Below are 18,027 nucleotides of genomic sequence, written 5' to 3'. Positions count from 1 at the left end.
GTGGTTCTTGCTGGCCCGGCCGCGGGTGAGGCGGTAGGACTCGGTGCCGGTCTCGATCGAGGTGGCGTTGAAGGTGCGAGGGCTGTTGGCCAAGACGAGGGAGTGCTACCGGTTCGCGATCTGCGGGCGGTCGCGACGAGCGTCGTGGAGGAGCGAGCCCCACCAGAGCAGCTGATCGAGCATGGCTCGGGCGGCGCCTTCGGGGCCCTGCGGGTCACGGAGCGTGCCGTCGGGGGCGAAGAGGAGGTAGTAGCTGGGGAAGGTGACGTAGTCGCGCACGGTGTGGGCGTGCAACTCGTTGAATACCTGCCGCAGTTGCTCGATCGCCAGCAGACCGCCGCTGAGGCCGCTGTAGCCGACGAAGCCGATCGGCTTGGCCTTCCACTGGGTGTAGTGCCAGTCGATGGCAGCCTTGAGGGATGCCGGGAAGCTGCGGTTGTAGTCGGGCGTCACGATGACGACCGCGTCGGCGGCGTCGAGCCGCCGGGTCAGTTCGGCCATACCCTCGGGGCGCGGCAGGTCGGGCTGCAGGGCCGGTGGTGTGGGCGGCAGTGCGAGCGGGAGGTCGATGTCCGCCAGATCGATCAGGTCGATCGTGAACTCGTCGTAGAGCTTGGCCTGTTCGACGAACCAGTCGGCCACCACCGGGCCGAAGCGGCCCTCCCGGACACTGCCGACGATCACTGCGAGATTCAGTCGCACGCTGGACATGGTGGTGCCTCTCCTACGGGGGTTGGTGTTGCCCCGGGCCGGGGCGGGCACACCACGGTGCCGCACGGGCGGCGGATGAGGGAGGCCGGGCGGAGGGTGGTAATGACAGGGCCACCATCCGCCGGGGCGGCCGGTGTTACGTTCGAGGGATGAGCGACAACGAGCTCGGCCTCTTCCTGCGGCTGCGCCGGGAAGCCGTCACGCCGGCCGAGGTGGGACTGTCCGCCGGGCCGCGCCGCCGTACACCGGGACTCCGCCGCGCGGAACTGGCGACGCTCGCCGGGGTGAGCGTCGAGTACGTCACCAGGCTGGAGCAGGGGCGGGACCGCAGGCCCTCGGTGCAGGTGATGGCGGCCCTGGCGGATGCACTGCTCCTCACCCCGGGTGAACGGGTCCATTTGCACCGGCTCGCCAAGGGCGCCGACCCCGGCTTCAGCTGCCGGGGTGGGGCGGGACCGAACAGGGGGGTCAGGCCCACGGTGCGGGCACTGCTGGAGCGGCTGGAACCGGCGCCCGCGGTGCTGGTGAACCGGCTGAGTGAGATCCTGGCCTGCACGAACGGGTACCGGCAGCTGGCCGAACCGCTCGGCCTGCTGGACGGCGTCCGGCCCAGCCTCGCCCGCTTCGTCTTCACCGACCCGCGGGCGCGCGCGGTCTACCCGGACTGGGACGCGGTCGCCGACGAGCAGGTCGCGGCCCTCAAACAGGGGCCGGGGCAGATCGACATCCATGTCGGCACACTGATGGACGAGTTGACGGTGTCCTCCGGGGAACCGTTCGCCGCCCGGCTGCGGACGCTGCCAGGGCTGCCGCGGGCGAACGGGGTGGTGCGCATGGTCCACCCGCAGGTGGGGGAGGTGCGGCTGGCGTTCGAAACGCTCGGCCTGCCCGCCGACGACGACCAGCAGCTCGTCGTCCACTTGCCGGCCGACGACGCGAGCGCCGCCGCACTCGACCGCCTCACCGGCCGCCGCCCCGGCGCCCTGCGGGCGGTCTGAACCCGACCCGGTCCGACCGGAGGTAGGGGCGCGCACCTCGGGCCGGGAGCGCTCTCGCGAGGGTTGCCCCCTCGTCGGACGGCCCTTCTTGAACCGCATCGGGATCAAGGCGCGAGCCGGACGCAACACCGCGCCCATGGAGCTCGCCGGCGAACTCCCGGCTGTTGTCCTGAGCGACCTTCTCGGCATTCACATCGGCACCGCCACGCTCTGGTCCCCAGAGTCGGGCAACACCCGACCGGGATACGCGGCAGAGGTGGCACGGCGGGAACTCGGCAAGAACGGATGGGCCGGGTTGCCAGTACACCTCCGGAAAGTGATGCCACACCCATCATGGCAGGTCAGAGCGCGTTTTCGTAGGAGTAACGACACAGGTGACCAGCCTTGTTCGGCCCCCTCCCGGGCACCCAGAATCCCCGTCATGAATCACACGGGGAAAGTGGATCAGGACGACATCATGCGAGCGCGGAACGTGCTGCTTGCGTCGGGACGCCGCACGGCGCGCGAGGAAGTCGATGCCTACCGGGTGCTCTCTCAGGTCAGCCCCGCCTCGTACCTGCCACTCTTGGCCAGGGCGCTCCAACGTCTGAGCTACGACACCGGCCGCGGCAAGAAACATCCGGCTTCTCTCGCGCTGTGCGAGGAGGCGGTGGCCGCAGCGCGGTCCATCGATCCGGCCGAACCTGCCCGTGCGGATGTTCTGTACGAGGCCCTCAACACGTGCCAGAGAGAGCTGTACAGCGTGGGCCGACGCGCCGAAGGACTCGCCATGCGTGCCGAGATGCTCGCCATTGGCCGTGCACAGGCCGAACGGTCCGGGGGCCCCGTGGTCAAAGGGCTGAATCAGTGGGCTGCCGGACTCTCCGAGGAAGGCCGGTATGCCGAGGCCGCCGATGCCATGACCGAGTTGGTCGCGGCGATCCTGCCCGACGGGCCGCGCAGTGGGGCTCTCGCCTGGTCACTCCTGGAGTGGATCGCCGCTCTCCATGACGCCGGCCGGTCCGACGAAGCACTTGTGGCATTCGAGATGCTCGTCAGCATGGAAGCGGCCGAAGCCGCGAACGACCGTGGGCCGATGGCCTGCCATCTCTACTCGCTCATCGGATACGCACAGATGCTCGATACCTATGGCCGAGGCGAGCAGGCGGCCCTCACGCGGCAAGAAGCACTCGCCTTGCTGAAGGAGTTGGCCGATACCGGTGAGCGAAAGTCCTGGAGTGGCTATCAGACGTCGTATTGGGCGGTGCTGCTGTACTTCTCCGGCGCCGAAAGCGATCGGCCTGCGTCCAATGAACCGCGTCCGCCTTCGGGCGCGGCGCCGATCGAGTGGTCGCCCGATGTCAGGCAGCGCTACTTCGACAGCCGTCATGCCCTCCGCGAAGAGGTGGACACCCTCGCTCCACGAGCCCTCGAGGATCCGGACCAGCACCTGGCGGAACTGGTGCGCCTGCATCGCGTCCTCACCATCCGTTCCGCTGTCTACTGGAAGAACCGCACCCATCTGTTCGCGGAGAAAGTGCACTCCCTGTTCGACGAGGGAGTGAGTCTGGCCCGCCGACTGTCTCAGCAGGACCCGGTGGAGGGGACGCGAACACTGGCCAGGAGCCTGATCGACCGATCGACCTTCCACACTGCCGCCGACCAGCTCGAGTCCGCCCTCGATGACTTCCGCCAGGCCCTGAGCTACCTGGGGGAGGCCAACTAGGGCGTTTCTCTCGGATCATCGTGCTGACCAGATGAGGATGGCCGCGACGTGGAGCCCGGCCAGGTAGACGGTGGCGGTCTTCTCGTAGCGGGTGGCGATTCCTAGCCACTGTTTGAGGCGGTTGATGCATCGCTCGACGGTGTTGCGCTGCTTGTATGCCTCGCGGTCGAAGGCGGGTGGCCGGCCGCCGCGGCTGCCGCGGCGGAGTCGGTGACCCCGCTGGTCCGCTGGGACCGGGATGACTGTCCGGGTTCCACGTCGTCGCAGGTGTTCGCGGATGGCTCTGGAGAAGTACGCCTTATCGGCAAGGACCACATCGGGCCTGGTGCGGGGACGTCCAACGCGGCGGGGAATGCGAATCCGTGCCATCACGTCGATGAAGGCGGGCGCATCACCGGCCTGCCCCGCTGTGACCACGAAGGCCAGAGGCCGACAGTTGCCATCGGCAGCAAGGTGGATCTTTGTCGTCAGTCCGCCTCGGGAGCGGCCGATGGCGTGGTCGGCGGGCTCGTTGGCCGAAGCCCTTTTTGCGGGCCCCGGCCGCGTGCTGGTGTGCTCTGACGACCGTGGAGTCGACGGAGACAACCCAGTTCAGGTTCTCGTCGGCATCTGCCCGAGCCGGCAAGGCGTTGAACACTCGCTGCCAGGTCCCGTCGATCGCCCAGTTCCGCAGTCGGCTGTAGGCGCCCTTCCAAGATCCGAACTCCGCGGGCAGATCCTTCCACGGGGATCCCGTCCGGTACTTCCAAGCGATGGCATTGATGACCTGCCGATGGTCACGCCACCTTCCACCTCTACGAGGAGTCCGGTCCGGCAGCAAAGGCTCGATCCAGTCCCACTGGGCGTCAGTCAACACACCCGTACAACGACGGGCAGCCTTCGCCGCAACGCTCAGAAACCGGCAATGGACTTGTCGAGCACACCGCCCACGGCACCGTAGATGCTGCAACGAACGGAGTGTCCGGCCCTACGGCGGAGCCCGAACCCCACGACGAACGACACCGCGAAGAGTCCGCCGAGGACCACCGCCACGACTGGGCCGTAGACGAAGTACACGAAGCATGCGACGACAGCCCAGACCAAGAGTGGGAGGAGCGAACCACGCAACACTGCCCAGAACCTCACCTGTTCTGGAGCTCCGGGCAAGGCACGTTGACGCCACACCTCTATGTGGTTCCTGGTCGCACAGTTCTCACGCCGCATGGACCCATCACACCACTGGCTGGTCGCTGATCCGTAAGAAACGGCCTAGCCCGAGCCGGCCATCGCCGTCGATGAGCGGTTCGCCCGCTGGGAGGCGGACGGGACCTGGGCCCGCTTGCTTGAGGAGGTCCAGGTCCCTGACGACTCGGTCGGAGCGGTGGAGTGGACCGTGTCGGTCCACTCCACAATCAACCGTGCTCACCAGTACCTCGTCGGCGCCCGCAAAAGGGGGCACCGGCGGGGAACGAACTGGAAGATCCGGAACGCGCGGCGGTTGGCCAGGCGCTCGGCCGGTCCCGCGGCGGGCCGACCACCAAGGTCCGTCTCGCCTGCGCCGGCCGGGGCCTGCCTCTGGCTGTCAGCAGGTGTCAGCGGGTGTCAGCGGCCCGCGCGTGGCGCTCCCTGCGGTGCTGGTTGGCCTCCTTCACGACTCTCGCGTAGAAGGACACATAGGTGTCCTCCTGGTGCGCGGCCCACTCCTTGGCCACCGGATGGCGTTCCTGGAGGCGGTTGATCGGTACCACCATCGCCGCGTGGTGCTCGACATGGAAGTTGTTGCCGTTGGTGTACCACTGGCTTAACCAACTTCCGGTGATGGTACGCGTGTTGACGAGCACATCCGTGCTGTCGTTGTCGCACAGGACGTGCTCCGGAAGCTCCAGAAGGAAGTGGATCGGTATCGACAGCAGGAGCGGCAGGACCCACAGCACCAGGACGGCGAGGCCGTACCCCCCGACGGACAGGGCCACGGTCCCGACGAGGAAGAGCGCGAACAGACGGTACTCGGCGACGACCTGGCGTCGCGATCGGTCGCCGATCTGCCCCTTCGTGTAAGTCCAGCTGCCCCGGCAGCTCTTGTACGCATCCACCGCGACCTGCCCAAGACGCGCGGGACTCAGCGCGCCGCGCACGAGAGCCCCCCAGGTCAGCGGGGCGCGCGGCTCAAAGCCGAAGAACTCGGAGTCGTCCGGCGTTCCGAGATACTTGTGGTGCTGAAGGTGCTGGACCCGGTAGTGGCTGTACGCCGAGAGCAGGGGAAGTCCGAGCAGGAATCCGACGGGCCGGTGCGGCGTGCTGCGGCGGAACGCCGAGTGGTGCAGGCACTGGTGCTGCAGCTCCACCATGTGCGTGTACATGGCGGCGAGCAGGAGGACGCCGACGGAGGTGCCGAGCGGGCCGCCGGTCAGGGCGAGGAACCCGCCGAGACCGCTGATGAGCAGTGCCACGGCCAGCTTCGCCAGAAAGATCAGCTCGTCGTTGCGGGTGACTCGTGCCCGTGCGAACAGCGCTCTCGTCGCTGCGTTGCTGGTGTCCATGATCTCCCTCGTTGGCGTTGGCTCGGGCACCCGGAAGTGGGCGCGGGGGCGGGCACTCCCCGGCATCGGGAAGGCGTGATGGCGCGAGGAAGCGCGCGTACGCAGCCGTGAGTCTTCGGCCGCGTACTGCTCGAAGAACGGCTCTGATGCGGGCCTACTGCCACGCCACCGTGGTCGCTCCCTGGTCGGCGCGGTACGCCTCGCGGCCGAGCACGGAGTTGAGGATGCGGGCGCTGCGCCAGGACGCCAGGGTGAGTACGGTGTCGACGATGCCGTGGCTGTTCTCGGCGAAGCCCTGGACGTAGATGCGGTGATCCTCCGGGCCGTCGAGGACGAGTGAGTAGTCGGGCCGTACCTGGAACCTGCCGTCCTCGATCGACAGCCGGTCCTGGATCGGCTTGAGGTACTCCGGAATCGGGTTGTGGTAGCCGGTGCAGAAGATCACGAGGTCCACGGGGAGTCGCTCGGTCCCGCCGTGGTTCGCGTCGTGTATCTCGGCCACGAACTCGGAACCGTTCTGCTCGAGGCCCACGACCCGTCGGGACACGAGGAGGCGGTGGCGCAGGTCCGATCGCACGACGTGGTCGAGGTGGTAGAGCCGCTGGTAGACGGAGCCGATCAGCTCGTCGGTGATGCCGTCGCCGCCGGCGTTGCGCTGCTCCCGCAGGATCTCCGCGCGGCGCGCGGACGGGAGCCCGTGGAAGTAGTCGACGAATTCCGCGGTGAACCACTCGTTGCTGAAGGGCGAGTCGTCCAGTGGCTGGAAGCCGATGCGGCTGGAGGTCCAGGTCAGGGACGAGGGGAGGTGGTTCTCGTCGGAGAGGATGTGGTGGACGATCTCGGCGCCGCTCTGCCCGGCCCCGACCACGAGGACCCGGCGCCCCTTCCAGTCGGGTCGGGTCCCGGTCAGGTTGCTGCTGTGCAGCACCTGTTCCCCTTCGAAGGGCTTCGCGAAGTCGGGCAGACAGGGCTCGGCCCCCGATCCGATGACCAGGTTGCGGGCGGTGCGGGTGTCGCCTCCCTCGGAAGTGATCCGGAAACCTTCGCCGGACAGGGAGACGGACTCGACGCGCCTGCCCCACTGCAGGGACGGGAGCCGAGCGGCGGCCCATTGGTAGTACTGCTCGAACTCGCGCCTGGAACAGCTGAGTCCGTTCGCCTCCAAGAACCTGAAGGCCCGGCCCTCCTCGACGAGGAAGTTCAGGAAGGAGAACTCGCTCCGTGGGTCGACGAGCGTGACGAGATCCCTGAAGTACGTGACCGTCAGCTGGGAGTCGGGGAGCATCAGGCCCGGATGCCACCGGAACTCCTTTTTTGCGTCCAGGAATTGGGTGCGCAACTCGGTGAGGGGGGCGGACAGGGCCGCGAGGCTCAGGTTCGCCGGTCCCACGCCGATGCCGATCAGGTCGAAGTCAGGCATGCCACTTCTCTCGTCTGGAGGTTGGAGCTGCTGTCCCGGTGCACGCTCGGCGAGGCCTGGTCAGCGCCAGTACTCGTCCTCGATACAAGCGATCCGGTGCAGCAGCGTGTCGTCGTCGGGTGCCTTGATCACGTACGAGTCGAGGAAGTCCGTGGAATGCCGGACCCCGCCTCGTCCGTTGCCCGCACCGCGGTGGGTGAGGTGTTCGACGACACCCAGGTCGTCGAGTCGCGCGGGGGCGATCCCGCGAGCCTCGCCGCCTCCGGGGTAGAAGGCGATGAAGCCGCTTGTGCCACCGGCAGCGGGCTCAGGGGCGGTCCCGAGGGTGAAGTCGAGTCCGGCATCGAGGCGGATCTGGGTCTCGACGATGTTGAAGCCGTACTGTGCCTGGATGACGGGCGGGATGATGCCGCCCGGAGGCCGCCCGGCCACCTCGCAGAACACCAACTCGTCCGCGTCGGTGTGGAACAGCTCCAGGTGGGTGGTGCCGTCCTGGAGCCCCAGCGCGGACAGCACCTCCGCGTTCAGTTCGCAGATGCGCTTGTGCAGCTCACCGTCGCCGACGAGGACGGTGCCGAAGAGGGAACCGGGGGAGTAACTCGCTGGATCGGCAAGGTACTTGCCGACGCTGCGGAAGAGGATGTGCCCGTCCCGCACCACCGAGTCGCAGTGGTAGATCTGGCCCTTGACGAACTCTTCGACCTCGTAGTGGGAGCCGGACAGGTCGAGGCCGGAGACGATGCGGCGCGCCTCCTCCAGGGATTCGACGATGTAGAGGTCCTTGGCGGCGAGACCCCAGCGGCTCTTGATGACCTTGCGGCCGGTGCTCCAGTCGACCTTGGTCAGGTCGTCGGGGGTGTCGAGGGCGGCGAAGCCGGGGACCGCGGCGGCCCCGGCCGCCCGCACGGCCTCCTTCATCCGCACCTTGTCGCGGAAGCGCGCCGCCGTCTCGTAGTCCATCCCGGCGAGGCCGAACTCCGAGCGCATCTCCGCCGCGAGCAGCACCGCTCGCTCGTGCACGGCGATGACCCTGCTGATGGGGTGGTTGCGCAGCGTCCATGCGCAGATCGCCCGCCAGCGGTCCTCCTCCTCCGCATCGCACACCGCGACGTGGTCGAGAGGGTGATCCGCGAATCCTCGGACGCCGCCGTGGAACTGGTTGCGGGTCACCATGTGGATGTCGATTTCCGAGGTGGGCAGGATGTAGGTGCCGCCGCGGTTGAAGTGCGAGTACGGGTGGTTGTTGATGAACAGGGCGGTCGTCGTCATCGCGTTGCCCCCTCCTGGGCTCGTACGGGGCTCGTGTCGTGGCCGGCGGCGAGGCCGAGCGCCCGGGCCAGGGCCGCGTGCGTCAGATCGACCCCGGTGAGCCGCCGCACGAGTTCAGCCTCGTCATCGGTGCCCGCGGTGGGGGTCGCGCCCGTGATGCGCGGCACGCCGTCGCGGATCCGCAGCGTGACGCGGGCAGGGCCGTTCCGCAGGCCGGCGGCGTCGAGGAATCCGGTCAGGGCCGTCTCGACGGCGCTGTGTTCGGCGGGGGGCAGGCGCCGCTCCGGCGCGACGTGGTCGGGTGACGAAGGCGACCCACCTTCGTCGACGAGTGCCACCCACCGGTGTGAGCCCGCCTCGGAGAAGGTGTACGCGTACTGCTCGGGCGCGCCCCCGTCCGCCTGGTCCGTGTCGTCCGACGGTGCGGACGTGAGGCGGTGCACCACGTCGACGGGGGTACCGGGCGTACCGAGCAGGGAGCTCGCGACGGCGGCCGGCAGGACTCCGTCGTCGCTGAGGGAGACCACCGCGGTGGGGCCGAGCGGACGCAGCACCTCCGCGACGAACCCGGTGAACTCCTCTCCCGTGAAGTCCACGGTGTAGTAGCCGGAGAAGTCGTCGACCAGTTCGTGCACGGCGGTTCCGGGCCGTTGCACGAACACGGTGTGGTATCCGAGGGTGTGCGCGATCCGTGCCGTGCGCACGTTCGCGTCGATGATGACCAGGCGCCCGGTGGTGGGCTCCGTGTTCTGGTTGGGCCCTACCACTGTCCGCTCCTGTTCACACTGTCGGCAGCTCCGCCGAGACGCGAGAGCTCTTCCCTGATGGATGCCTGCTCCCAGCCCTCTCTGTCGCGTACGTACCGGGGGTCGGCGGCGACGATGGCGGCCGTGCCGGTCCTGCCGCCGGCCAGCCGCCAACGCACCGACCCGGTGACCGGGGCGACGAGTTCGGTGATGAATGCCTGGCAGGCCGTGCGGAGTCCGCCGAACCAGCGCCCTTCGAGCGCCTCGCGGACCCAGACTTGTTCGACGTGCATCTTCTCCCTGAGCGCCTCGGCGTCGAGGACCGCCGTCTCCAGGTGGCGCCGGGACGCCAGCAGCAGCCAGGCCGCCGGCATCTCCCGCACTTCGAGCACCTTCACCCCGGCGGCCAGGTGCTCCAGGCCGGTGTAACGACCGAGGCCATGGGCCCCCACCCGCTGGTTCAGCAGCTCGATGGCCTCCGCGAGGGGGAGTTCGCGCCCGTCGACGGCGACGGGCAGTCCGGCTCGGAAGGTCACCTCCAGCTCTTCCGGGTGCGGCACCTGACGGTACGCGCTCCACCGGTAGTAGGACTCCGGGACCGCGTGGTCCTCGGGGTCGTCGAGGATTCCGGACTCGAACTCGCGGCACCACAGGTTGGAGTCACCGCTGGCGGAGCGCTCGGCCATCTCGTCCAGGCCGATGGCCCGGAGCTCCTTGATCTTCTGCTCCCGGTCCACCGGGTCGAGGTCGTAAGGTGTGCCGAAGTGCCCTTCGAAGCCGAGCTGTTCGAGGGCACCGTCCAGTCTGCGCAGTGTGTTCTGCGAGCGGTTGGCGGTGTGCAGGATCGTCCCGGCGTCCAACTCCCGAGCCAGCTCGACGGCCGTCCGGGCGATCAGCGGTCGACTCAGGGACGAGCTCACGGGGTGGGTGTCCAGGTACACGGCGTGCGCGGTGATCGCAGGCTTGACGAACTCCTCCACGAACGCGGCCCGCCTGTCGGACAGGTGCAGCCGCACCCCTAACTGGTCGGCGATCCTGCGGATGTGTTCCGGCCGCTCGTCGCCGCCGACTCCCACGCTGAGGGCGTGCACCTGGGCGGCACCGGCCTGCACCAGGCGGTACAGGAGGTAGGTGCTGTCCAGACCGCCACTGAACAGGGTGACGACGGGACGCCGCACATCGACATCACCGCGCGTGATGTCGTAGAAGGACCGGATGCCCCTTCGGCTTCTCTTCACACCGCACGTCCTTATGCTTCCAGCAGGAACTTGGGCAGGGAGTGGTGGTTGCCGCGCTCTGCTCGCGGCGGATGACCGACGGCCGACAGCGATCAGCGGCCGGTGGCGGACGAACAGTCGCGCAGGAAGGAGAGCTTCGAGTAGAGATTGCGCTCGGCGCCGATGCCGCGCCGTGCCAGCAGCGCCTCGACCAGGTCGGTCAGGCGGTTCAGTTCGGAGTCGATCGAGGCGGCGTCCATGCCGGCGTGCCTGCGGGTCTCCAGGTACTCCATCTCGACCTGCCGCAGCGTGCGCCCGGCTACGTCGCTGGTGGTGACCTCGTCCGTCTCGATGCCGAAGCTGTGGCCGGTCGTGACGGACTGGACGTTGACGTCGAACCGCGTGCGCCGAAAGCCGGGCAGCCTTCTGAAGCGCAGGGCGGGGAACTCCCGTGCCAAGTACCCTTCGAAGTCGGCGGCGGGCACCTCCACGCCCTTGCGGAAGGTCTCCTCGCGTCGCAGGGCGTCCGCCGAGAACTTCTTCATCTTGAGCTGGTACCTGCCGTCCGGATTCTCCTGGAAGGCGTAGTGACCCACCTCTTCGGCCGGCGCGAGCACCTCGAAGTTGTGCTGGACGAAGTGCCAGCGGGTCAGCTCGTAGCCGGGATCGGTGATGAACCCCGGAAAATCCCCGTTCTCCACGGCCGTCCATATGTCCTTGGTGAGGGACCAGATGGAGACCTCGTCGGTCAGGGTGACCTTCTGCTCGATTTCAACGCCCTGTTCGTATGACAGATAGGCATTGCTCTCGATGCGGACGTAGTCCTCAAGATGGGTGCGGTGCTTGACCGCTGTCGCAACCAGTTCGGCAAGACCAATCGCGGCGGAATGAGGGAACTGGGCGACGCGGGTGAACAACGTGCCGAGCGTGCGTGTGCGAGAACACATTAATACTTCGGTAAAAGGTTGCTCATTGTCGTGATGAGTTCGAAGCAGCATGAGGGGACCGAGTGCGGCAAGAGGATCGTCCAGGGGGTTCGGGCCCTCTTCTCCCGCTCTGGGAGAGGAGCGCACATAGGCGGTGAACTCCTCGGTGAACTCTGTGCAGGCCCAGGTCGTGAGGGGTTTGGTCGGCGCGGTGAGTGCCCTTTCCGTGCCTGCCGCGTCCACGACGGTGAACGCTCGCGCGACGGTGTCCTCCCGGCGCAGGAATTCCATGGCCCGTGTGCCGTTTCCGGCGGCGAGCTCGGCCACGAATGCGGAGGCGTCGGCGGCCGGTGCCACCGAGTACTGGTGGGCGACGTCTGCGAAGACAAGACGCCGCGTGACGGCCATGTCTGAGGCCCTGTCAGCTCCTGGCGACTGCACGGTCAATGCAACTCCTTGAGAAGTGATCGGGCACGGGACTGGCTATCGCGAGCCGATGGAGCAGGTGCTCGCCACGTGCCCGAACAGGGTTGAAGGCGATGGACTGGGGCTGTCACGCGCGATACATGCGGGAACCGGAACCGAGGAATCCGCGGTAGCTGGAACGGCTGGGCCGGCGTGTGCCGACCAGAGGGTTGCCGGGAAGATCACAACGAAGATGGACACTAAGCAGATTCGGCATTGCCCGTCAACTGCCATTCTCTGAAGTTGTACGTGATGCCCCGCTGATATATGTCCTTTTCATGGGAACCCGTCAAACGGTCCGAAAACGGACGCAGTCGATGTTTATGCATCAGGCGTGTGGTGCCTGAAAAGAATCTCCTTGACGATCTCTGTTCCTTCGGTGAAGCTTGAGTCGACCTTGCTCGGGCTGCGCCGTGCTGCGGCCGAAATAGAGACGCTCTGCTTGATTCGGGAGGGTTCCTGGTGGGTGCAGCGAAACAGCGCCTTGTGTTACTTGTCCTGGACGGATTTGGTTGGGCGCCGCAAGGCCGGCACAACCCCGTCCTGGAAGCAGATATTCCATTTCTTGCCCACCTGGCTGAAAAGTGCCCACCCAGCCTGATCGAGGCGTCCGGCGAAGTTGTCGGGCTTCCGCCGGGTCAGGTCGGAAATTCCGAGGTCGGGCATCTGACCATGGGCACGGGACGCACCATTCCCCAGGCGGCCGTGGTCATCGGCAGGACGATCGAGGAGGGCGGCCTGCGCAGCCGGCCCGCACTGGCCGAGGTCTTCGCCCGAGCTCGTGCGGCCGGCACCGCCGTCCATGTGGTCGGCATCGCCTCGACCGGTGGCGCGCATGGTCACCTCGACCACATCAGGGCTGTTCTCGATCTCGCCCGGGAACTCGACTGGGCGGACCGCACCTTCGTGCACGCGGTCAGCGACGGCCGCGACGTCCCGGACCGCTCGGCCCTTCAGGACCTGTCACGGCTGGAGGCGGAGGGCGCCCACATCGCCACGGTCGTCGGACGCATGTACGCGATGGACCGCTCCGGCCGCAAGGAGCGCACCCAGTTGGTGCTCGACGCCCTGACCGGCGCAGGCCCGGCCGCCGAGGCGGACTGGCGGGTGGCGATGGCGGAGCAGTACGAGGGCGGCGCCAAGGATGAGAACCTGCGGCCGATCGTGCTCCCCGTTCCGCGGATCGCACCGGGCGACGAGGTTGTCATGACCAACTTCCGCCCCGACGGCCTACGTCAGCTCGCCGCCGCGCTGAGTGGCCTCGACGGTGCGCTCACCACGATGACGCGCTACAGCGATGACATCCCGGCCTCCGTGATCTTCGATCAGGGTCAGATCCCGGACACGCTGGCGCAGGCGGTTGCCGAAGCGGGCCTGGCCCAGGTGCACATCGCGGAGCGGGAGAAATACGGGCACGTCACGTACCTCTTCAACGGCTACACCCAACAACTGCAGGCGGCGGAGCGGCACATCCTGGTCGACAGCAGGACCGATGTGCCGAGCTTCGACCAGGCGCCCGAGATGTCCGCGCGGGAGATCACGGCCGAAGTGGTCCGCGAACTCGCGGCGCAGGACGCTCAGTTCATCGTGGCCAACCTCGCCAACGTCGACACGGTCGGGCATACCGGCAACTACGACGCGGTGCGCCGGGCCGCCGAAGTCGTCGACGCGTGCGTCCGGGAGATCGCCGAGGCGGCCGAGCGGAACGGCGCGCGTGTCCTGATCACCGCCGACCACGGCAACGGTGAGCAGATGCGTGAGGCCGACGGCGTCACGCCCAGCACCCGCCACACGTCGAACCGCGTCCCGCTGTGGGTGCTCGGGGCGGGCCGGGAACTGACCCCGTCCGGCGACCTGCGTGACATCGCGCCGACCTGTCTCCACTTCCTGGGCATCGAGCCCCCGGCCGCCATGTCCGGCCGTGTTCTGTGAAGGACAACGAGATGAGCAGGAACCACTCCTTCGACCCCGTGCGCTTCCCCGTCCCCAAGGAGCTGACACGGGGCGCCACGCGCGAGACCCTGCGTGCCGAACTCCTTCCGTACGTCCAGCGCTTCCTGGAAGGCGACACCGGGTTCTTCGTCCTCACCGAGCTGGGCCACCTGGACCTGTCGGAGTACGAGGAGTTCGTCCTTGCCGCCTCGACGGCCCTCGGTGAGCTGATACCCCAGGACGGCAAGGGGACCCTCCTGCGCGAGGTCCGCTACCGCGGCGTCGCACTCGGCGAGGGGGCCACCGGACGCTACTCGGACTCCCGGACCGGCGGCAACCTCCACACCGACTCCCCTCATCGGCCCGCCGAGGTGCCCGACTACTTCGCACTCGCCTGCGTCCACCAGGCGGCCGTCGGCGGCGACTTGGTGCTGGTCCGCCTTGCCGACCTCGTCGAGCGTCTCGCCGAGCACCCCGGGGTGCTCGAGACGCTGCGCCGCCCCGTTCACTTCGACACCCGGGACGACACCCCGGGCGCCCCCCGCACCGTGGTGCGCCCCGTCATCGAGCGACGGGGCGACAAGGAGTACGTGCACTACCTACGGCAGTACATCGAGATCGGCCACCGGCAGCCCGGCGTACCGTCCCTGACGGATAATCAGGTGCACGCCCTGGACGTGTTGGACGCCTTGCTCGACCGGCCCGACCTGCAGTCGCAGGACAGGCTCCGCGAAGGCGAGATGATCTTCATCGACAATCGGTGGACCCTGCACGGCAGGGTGGAGTTCCAAGACGTCGAGGGCGCGCATCAGCGCCTGATGCTGCGCACCTGGATTGCCGCGCGGAGCTCCTGAACACCCCGCTGTACGGAACGCCCCACCCGCAGCCGCTGCGGCGCACCCGCGTGTGCGCCCTTCGGCCCTCCCACCTGCCGTCGGGGACCCAGCATCAGGCTCCGTCCCCGGCGTGACGCAAAGGAGCGACAACCTTGACGTCCACTCGGGTCTCTTTCCGTGAACTCATGGCGCAGGGCGGCCTGGTGCGCGTCGCCGGCGCCCACGACGCCCTCGGTGCCACCCTCGCCCAGCAGGCCGGCTTCCAGGCGGTCTGGGCATCGAGCTTCGAGGTCTCGGCGGCGCGCTGTCTGCCCGACGCCAGCATCCTCACCATGACCGAATACCTTGCCGCGGCCGCCGACATGCAGAAGGCGATCGACGCCCCGGTCGTCGCGGACGTGGACACCGGCTACGGCAACAGCCTGAACGTGGCGCACATGGTCCACGAGTACGAGGCCGCCGGCATCACGGCCGTCGCCATCGAGGACAAGGTCTTCCCGAAGGTCAACAGCTTCGCCGACACTTCCCACGACCTGCTTCCGGTGGCCGAGTTCACGCACAAGATCGAGACGGCCAAGTCCGCGCAGCGGCACGAGGACTTCTACGTGATCGCCCGCACCGAGGCCCTCATCAACGGCCTCGGGGTCGAGGAGGCCCTCAAGCGCTGCACCGCCTACGCCGACGCCGGAGCGGACGCGGTACTGATCCACTCCAAGAAGAAGGACGAGGCCGAGATCGTCGAGTTCCTGGACCGCTGGGACGGCCGGGCGCCCGTCGTCATCGTGCCCACCACCTACCCCCAGTGGTCCGCCGAGGCGGCGACCCGGCACGGAGTGTCCGTGGTGATCTACGCCAACCAGGGGCTGCGCGCCACCGTCCAGGCCCTGCGCGACACCTTCCGCACCATCTACGCCGACGGCTCCTCCCTCGGGGTCGAGGACAGCATCGCCCCCGTTGCCGACGTCTTCGCCCTGCAGAAGCTCGACGACTGGCTGGCGCTCGACGCATGATTTCCAACGACGACTTCTGCTCGGCACTGGCGCGGCGCGGCTTCGACTTCGTCGCCGGTGTCCCCTGCTCCTACTTCAGCGGGCCCATCGCGCGGCTGACCCGTGAGGGCCGTTACCTGCCGGCCGCCAACGAGGGCGCCGCCCTCGCCGCCGCCGCGGGGGCCCGGGTCGCCGGGCACCGCTCGGCGGTCATCGCCCAGAACTCCGGGCTCGGCAACCTCATCAACCCCCTGACCTCGCTCACTCAGACGTACGGGATTCCCGTCCTGGTCTTCATGAGCCTGCGCGGCTGGCCCGACCCGGCGGGGGACGAGCCCCAGCACGCTGTCATGGGTACGGCCACCCACAAGCTCCTCGACGCGGTGGGGGTGCCGCACGAGACGGTTCCGGCCACCGCCACGGCCGCCGACCTGGGCGTCGCGCTCGACCGGGCCGAGGAGCATCTGGCCGCCGGGAGAAGTGTGTTCGTCCTCACACAGAAGGGCGCCATCGAGAAGTACAGCCGCACCGCCGAGCGGACGTCCGGGCTCGGCCGGGTCGACGTGCTGCGCGCCATCGCGCCGGTCCTCGACGGTGCCGCGGTGGTGTCGACGACCGGTTACACCTCCCGTGAGCTCTTCGGTGTCACCGGCCGCAAGGACCACTTCTACATGCAGGGTTCGATGGGGCACGCCGCCGCGTTCGGCCTGGGGGCCGCCCTGCGCACCCCCGGCACGCCGGTGGTGGTGCTCGACGGTGACGGCGCGGCCATCATGCACCTGGGAACGCTCTCCTCCGTGGGTGCCGCCGCGCCGGCCAACCTGGTCCACGTCGTCTTCGACAACGGCACCTACGAGTCCACCGGCGGGCAGGCGACCACCTCGCATGCGACGGACTTCGCGGCCGTCGCCCGGGCGGCCGGCTACCGGACGGCGTGCACCGCCACGACCGTCGCAGAGGTCACGTCGGCGCTGACCGAGGCCCTCGCGGGCGACGGCCCCCACCTCGTCGTCGTACCGGTGGCTGCGGGCGGCTCCTCCGCCTTCTCGCGCGCCACCGCCGCCATGACCACGGACGACATCCGCGAGGGCTTCGCGGCACGGCTCCGGGCCGAGGAGTCGTGCCTTGACCGATGACACGTACGAGCAGGGCGGTGCGGCCCCGGTGCTGTTCGCGGCGGGAGCGGCCCGCGGGCTCGACGCCCTGCTCGACGAGTACCGGGCACGGCGTGTGCTGGTCGTGGGCAGCGAAAGCGGCCTCGCGCGGGCCGGGTTCGGCCACTGGCTGACCTCCGCGCGCCATCGGGTCTTCACGGGCTTCCGGCCCAACCCCGACCTCGACGACGTCCTGGCCGGCTGCGCCCTGCGCGAGCGCTGGCGACCGGACCTCGTCGTGGGCCTGGGCGGTGGCAGCGCGATGGACGTCGCCAAGATGGTGCGCGTCCTGCCCGCCGACCGCGACGCCGCCCTCGTCGTCCTCGGCGGGGCGCCCCTCGACCCGGCGCCCAGGGCCGGCGCGCTGGTCCTGGTCCCGACGACAAGCGGTACCGGCAGCGAGGTGACCCGGTTCGCCACGGTCTTCGACGGGGAGCGCAAGCATTCCTTCGACCATCCTCTGGCCGCCGCCACCCGCTCCGTCGTCGACCCCGAGCTCACCGCCACCTGCCCCGCCAGTGTCACGACGAGCTGCGCCATGGACGCGCTGTGCCACGCGGTCGAGTCGCTGTGGGCCAGACGTTCGGTGGACGGCTCACGCGCCGATGCGGTGCGGGCACTGCACGCGTTGACGGGCCCGCTCGGGGACGGTCTCAAGGACACCTCGCTGCCCGTGCGCGAGCAGCTGGCCCGGGCCGCGCTGGACGCGGGGCGCGCCATCAACGTCACCCGGACCACAGCCGCGCACGCCTTCGCCTACCGCCTGACCTCCCGTCACGGGGTGCCGCACGGGGTGGCCTGCCTCCTGAACCTGCAGTGGCTGTACGGGTACAACACGCGCTGGTCCACGGCCCACTGCGAGGACGAACGGGGCCCGGCCCACGTCCGGGCGCAACTGGACGTCGTCGCGTCGACCTGGCAGCTGGACGCCGTCGACGTGCCCCGCCGTCTTTCCGGACTGCTCACGGAGTTGGGCTGGTCGCCGCGGCTCTCCGACTACGGCGTGGGTGAGCGGGACCTGCCGGACTACGCCGACGCGGGTCTCGGTTCCACGGCGCGAGCCGTCAACAACCCCGTACGCCTGGACAGGTCGCTGGTGCTGCGGGCGCTGCGAGCCATCCACTGACGCAGAAGATCCAC

Annotated in this window: 15 protein-coding genes and 2 pseudogenes; 8 read left to right on the top strand and 9 right to left on the bottom strand. The window is 68.7% G+C overall.

Going from position 1 to position 18,027, the window contains the following annotated elements; translation table 11 throughout:
* Nucleotides 1-105: 105 nt before the first annotated feature.
* Complete coding sequence (locus tag AB0L71_RS27550; protein WP_365247877.1) at nucleotides 106-711, bottom strand: NAD(P)H-dependent oxidoreductase; 606 nt, start codon at nucleotides 709-711, stop codon at nucleotides 106-108.
* Between the two features lie 149 nt (nucleotides 712-860).
* Here AB0L71_RS27550 and AB0L71_RS27545 point away from each other — a divergent pair, with 149 nt between their 5' ends.
* Both AB0L71_RS27545 and AB0L71_RS27540 read left to right on the top strand, forming a co-directional pair.
* Complete coding sequence (locus tag AB0L71_RS27545; RefSeq protein WP_365247875.1) at nucleotides 861-1,709, top strand: helix-turn-helix transcriptional regulator; 849 nt, start codon at nucleotides 861-863, stop codon at nucleotides 1,707-1,709.
* A 421-nt stretch (nucleotides 1,710-2,130) separates the two neighbouring features.
* Nucleotides 2,131-3,414, top strand: a complete 1,284-nt coding sequence (locus AB0L71_RS27540; RefSeq protein WP_365247873.1) for a hypothetical protein — start codon at nucleotides 2,131-2,133, stop codon at nucleotides 3,412-3,414.
* Nucleotides 3,415-3,429: 15 nt separating this feature from the next.
* Here AB0L71_RS27540 and AB0L71_RS27535 read toward each other — a convergent pair.
* Together AB0L71_RS27535 and AB0L71_RS27530 are read right to left on the bottom strand one after the other, a co-directional pair.
* Nucleotides 3,430-4,270 (bottom strand): annotated as a pseudogene (locus AB0L71_RS27535) (IS5 family transposase).
* Between the two features lie 35 nt (nucleotides 4,271-4,305).
* Nucleotides 4,306-4,497 carry a hypothetical protein gene (locus AB0L71_RS27530; RefSeq protein WP_365247871.1) on the bottom strand — a complete coding sequence of 64 codons (192 nt, stop codon included), beginning with the start codon at nucleotides 4,495-4,497 and terminating at the stop codon, nucleotides 4,306-4,308.
* A 193-nt stretch (nucleotides 4,498-4,690) separates the two neighbouring features.
* On the opposite strand from AB0L71_RS27530, the pseudogene AB0L71_RS27525 reads away from it, so the two are divergent.
* A pseudogene (locus AB0L71_RS27525) lies at nucleotides 4,691-4,977 on the top strand (IS5/IS1182 family transposase); the annotation flags it as partial.
* A gap of 8 nt (nucleotides 4,978-4,985) precedes the next feature.
* Here the strand turns inward: AB0L71_RS27525 and AB0L71_RS27520 are convergent.
* From AB0L71_RS27520 to AB0L71_RS27495, 6 genes are all read right to left on the bottom strand, one after another.
* Nucleotides 4,986-5,933 carry a fatty acid desaturase gene (locus AB0L71_RS27520; RefSeq protein ID WP_365247869.1) on the bottom strand — a complete coding sequence of 316 codons (948 nt, stop codon included), beginning with the start codon at nucleotides 5,931-5,933 and terminating at the stop codon, nucleotides 4,986-4,988.
* 154 nt (nucleotides 5,934-6,087) lie between these two features.
* The gene (locus AB0L71_RS27515) at nucleotides 6,088-7,353 is read right to left on the bottom strand and encodes a SidA/IucD/PvdA family monooxygenase (RefSeq protein WP_365247867.1); all 1,266 of its coding nucleotides are present in this window, start codon (nucleotides 7,351-7,353) and stop codon (nucleotides 6,088-6,090) included.
* A 60-nt stretch (nucleotides 7,354-7,413) separates the two neighbouring features.
* A complete protein-coding gene (locus tag AB0L71_RS27510) occupies nucleotides 7,414-8,622 on the bottom strand; it encodes a hypothetical protein (RefSeq protein WP_365247865.1) in 1,209 nt (402 codons plus the stop codon).
* Nucleotides 8,619-9,389, bottom strand: a complete 771-nt coding sequence (locus AB0L71_RS27505; RefSeq protein WP_365247863.1) for a hypothetical protein — start codon at nucleotides 9,387-9,389, stop codon at nucleotides 8,619-8,621. The genes AB0L71_RS27510 and AB0L71_RS27505 overlap by 4 nt, the downstream gene beginning before the upstream one ends.
* The gene (locus tag AB0L71_RS27500; RefSeq protein ID WP_365247861.1) at nucleotides 9,383-10,606 is read right to left on the bottom strand and encodes an argininosuccinate synthase-related protein; all 1,224 of its coding nucleotides are present in this window, start codon (nucleotides 10,604-10,606) and stop codon (nucleotides 9,383-9,385) included. Before AB0L71_RS27500 ends, AB0L71_RS27505 begins: the two co-directional genes overlap by 7 nt.
* A 92-nt stretch (nucleotides 10,607-10,698) precedes the next feature.
* Nucleotides 10,699-11,919 carry a hypothetical protein gene (locus AB0L71_RS27495; RefSeq protein WP_365247859.1) on the bottom strand — a complete coding sequence of 407 codons (1,221 nt, stop codon included), beginning with the start codon at nucleotides 11,917-11,919 and terminating at the stop codon, nucleotides 10,699-10,701.
* A 519-nt stretch (nucleotides 11,920-12,438) separates the two neighbouring features.
* On the opposite strand from AB0L71_RS27495, the gene gpmI reads away from it, so the two are divergent.
* The 5 genes from gpmI to AB0L71_RS27470 all read left to right on the top strand — a co-directional run bounded on the left by gpmI (nucleotide 12,439) and on the right by AB0L71_RS27470 (nucleotide 18,013).
* The gene (gene gpmI / locus AB0L71_RS27490) at nucleotides 12,439-13,908 is read left to right on the top strand and encodes a 2,3-bisphosphoglycerate-independent phosphoglycerate mutase (RefSeq protein ID WP_365247857.1); all 1,470 of its coding nucleotides are present in this window, start codon (nucleotides 12,439-12,441) and stop codon (nucleotides 13,906-13,908) included.
* A gap of 11 nt (nucleotides 13,909-13,919) precedes the next feature.
* On the top strand, nucleotides 13,920-14,762 hold the full coding sequence (locus AB0L71_RS27485) for a TauD/TfdA family dioxygenase (protein WP_365247855.1): 843 nt from the start codon (nucleotides 13,920-13,922) through the stop codon (nucleotides 14,760-14,762).
* Nucleotides 14,763-14,896: 134 nt separating this feature from the next.
* On the top strand, nucleotides 14,897-15,754 hold the full coding sequence (locus AB0L71_RS27480) for an isocitrate lyase/phosphoenolpyruvate mutase family protein (RefSeq protein WP_365247853.1): 858 nt from the start codon (nucleotides 14,897-14,899) through the stop codon (nucleotides 15,752-15,754).
* Nucleotides 15,751-16,869 carry a phosphonopyruvate decarboxylase gene (aepY, locus tag AB0L71_RS27475; RefSeq protein WP_365247851.1) on the top strand — a complete coding sequence of 373 codons (1,119 nt, stop codon included), beginning with the start codon at nucleotides 15,751-15,753 and terminating at the stop codon, nucleotides 16,867-16,869. Before AB0L71_RS27480 ends, aepY begins: the two co-directional genes overlap by 4 nt.
* Entirely contained in the window at nucleotides 16,859-18,013 is a 1,155-nt protein-coding gene (locus AB0L71_RS27470) for a phosphonoacetaldehyde reductase (protein WP_365247849.1), read from the top strand. Before aepY ends, AB0L71_RS27470 begins: the two co-directional genes overlap by 11 nt.
* Nucleotides 18,014-18,027: the final 14 nt, after the last annotated feature.

Origin of the sequence: Streptomyces sp. NPDC052052, from assembly GCF_040680455.1 — a bacterium.
Taxonomy (GTDB): domain Bacteria; phylum Actinomycetota; class Actinomycetes; order Streptomycetales; family Streptomycetaceae; genus Streptomyces.
This window is presented reverse-complemented; position numbering and strand designations above follow the sequence as displayed.

Bases quoted from the DNA above. Each gene is read 5' to 3' on its own strand.
- AB0L71_RS27520 (WP_365247869.1), bottom strand. From the start codon at position 5,933: ATGGACACCAGCAACGCAGCGACGAGAGCGCTGTTCGCACGGGCACGA.
- AB0L71_RS27515 (WP_365247867.1), bottom strand. From the start codon at position 7,353: ATGCCTGACTTCGACCTGATCGGCATCGGCGTGGGACCGGCGAACCTG.
- AB0L71_RS27495 (WP_365247859.1), bottom strand. From the start codon at position 11,919: ATGGCCGTCACGCGGCGTCTTGTCTTCGCAGACGTCGCCCACCAGTAC.
- AB0L71_RS27540 (WP_365247873.1), top strand. From the start codon at position 2,131: ATGAATCACACGGGGAAAGTGGATCAGGACGACATCATGCGAGCGCGG.
- aepY (WP_365247851.1), top strand. From the start codon at position 15,751: ATGATTTCCAACGACGACTTCTGCTCGGCACTGGCGCGGCGCGGCTTC.
- AB0L71_RS27545 (WP_365247875.1), top strand. From the start codon at position 861: ATGAGCGACAACGAGCTCGGCCTCTTCCTGCGGCTGCGCCGGGAAGCC.
- AB0L71_RS27485 (WP_365247855.1), top strand. From the start codon at position 13,920: ATGAGCAGGAACCACTCCTTCGACCCCGTGCGCTTCCCCGTCCCCAAG.
- AB0L71_RS27550 (WP_365247877.1), bottom strand. From the start codon at position 711: ATGTCCAGCGTGCGACTGAATCTCGCAGTGATCGTCGGCAGTGTCCGG.
- AB0L71_RS27510 (WP_365247865.1), bottom strand. From the start codon at position 8,622: ATGACGACGACCGCCCTGTTCATCAACAACCACCCGTACTCGCACTTC.